Annotated in this window: 1 protein-coding gene; it reads left to right on the plus strand. The window is 58.7% G+C overall.

Annotated features, from left to right (window positions below):
* Positions 1-1457: type I restriction endonuclease subunit R (locus NG895_RS17065; protein WP_261361275.1), on the plus strand; the 1457-nt coding region annotated here is incomplete at its 5' end.
* Positions 1458-1707 lie beyond the last annotated feature (250 nt).

A 1707-nucleotide genomic window follows, 5' to 3' on the forward strand; every position in this document is an offset into this window, starting at 1 on the left:
GGCCGGCCGTGCAGCTCGGCCTCACGGCCACTCCCAAACGCAAAGACAACGCCGATACCTATGTGTACTTTGGCGAGCCGGTCTACACCTATTCACTCAAAGATGGCATCAATGATGGGTTCCTGACCCCATTCAAGGTCCGCCAGATTCAAACCACGCTCGACACCTACGTCTATACATCGGACGACGAACTGGTCGAGGGGGAAGTTGAAGAGGGGAAGCGGTACGAGGAAGCAGATTTCAACCGCATTATCGAGATCGCCGAGCGGGAGAAGTACCGCGTGCGGTTGTTCATGGATCAAATCGACCAGCGGGAGAAGACACTCGTCTTTTGCGCAACCCAGCCACACGCCTTGGCCGTGCGCGACCTGATCAATCAAATGAAGTCGAGCGCCCATCCCGATTACTGCGTCCGCGTCACGTCGAACGATGGAGCCGAGGGCGAGCGGTTTCTCAGCACCTTTCAGGACAATGAGAAAACGATTCCCACCATCCTGACCACATCTCAGAAGCTGTCGACCGGTGTCGATGCCCGCAATGTGCGGAACATCGTCTTGATGCGGCCGATCAACTCGATGATCGAGTTCAAGCAGATCATCGGCCGCGGCACCCGGCTGTACGACGGCAAAGACTATTTCACGATCTACGATTTCGTGAAGGCCCACGAGCACTTCAACGATCCCGAATGGGATGGCGAGCCCTTGGAACCCGAGCCATGCCCAAAGTGCCACAACTACCCGTGTACCTGCATTGAAAACCCACCCGAGCCTTGCGAAGTCTGTGGCGAGGCACCCTGCGTCTGCCCTCCCCCGCCCGAAGAGCCATGTGAAATCTGCGGCGAATTGCCTTGTGTCTGTCGCAAGCGGCCGCGCAAGGTGAAGATCAAGCTGGCCGACGGCAAAGAGCGCCAGATTCAGAGCATGCAATCGACCACATTCTGGAGCCCCGATGGCAAGCCGATGTCGGCGCAGGAGTTCATTGAGCAATTGTTCGGCGAGCTTCCCGAGCTATTCAAGAGCGAACACGAACTCCGCGAACTGTGGGGTGAGCCAACCACCCGCAAGCGACTGATGGAAGGCCTGGCCGACCGGGGCTACACAGCCGAGCAACTGGCCGAGATCGCCAAAGTCGTCGACGCCGAACGTTCGGACGTGTTCGACGTGCTGGCGTACGTCGCCTACGCCAAGCCCACCAAGACCCGCGCCGAGCGCGTGGCCGAGCACCGCGACGAAATCCACGCCACCTGCAACGCCAAGCAGCGGGTATTCCTGGACTTTGTCCTCGACCACTACGTCGACCAGGGCATCAGCGAACTCGACGCCGAAAAGTTGCCGCAATTGCTGGAGTTGCAGTATCAGGCCGTGGCCGACGCGGTCCGCGAATTGGGAACGATTGCAGAGATCCGGGCACTGTTTGTGGGGTTCCAGCGGTATTTGTACCGGCGCCGGAGTGTTTAGCTGGTGCCTGTGTCATCGTTGGGTCTACTGTTGATCCTATGGCCTTCAATTGCCGTATTTTGGAGCATTTAGAGCACGGCGGACTGATGACACCGAAGCGGCGCTTAAAGTCGCCGTTCACCGACATGCATGATCAGGGCGTGGTAGAGCTGGGTGACGAAGCTGGGCGGGTGTCAGGCCCAATCTGCGCCAAGTGCGCCGCATTCTGCGCCGAGGGCATCGGAAATCGGTGAAAACTCCTTGCGTTTTG

Source organism: Aeoliella straminimaris, assembly GCF_024054565.1.
Classification (GTDB): Bacteria; Planctomycetota; Planctomycetia; order Pirellulales; family Lacipirellulaceae; genus Aeoliella; species Aeoliella straminimaris.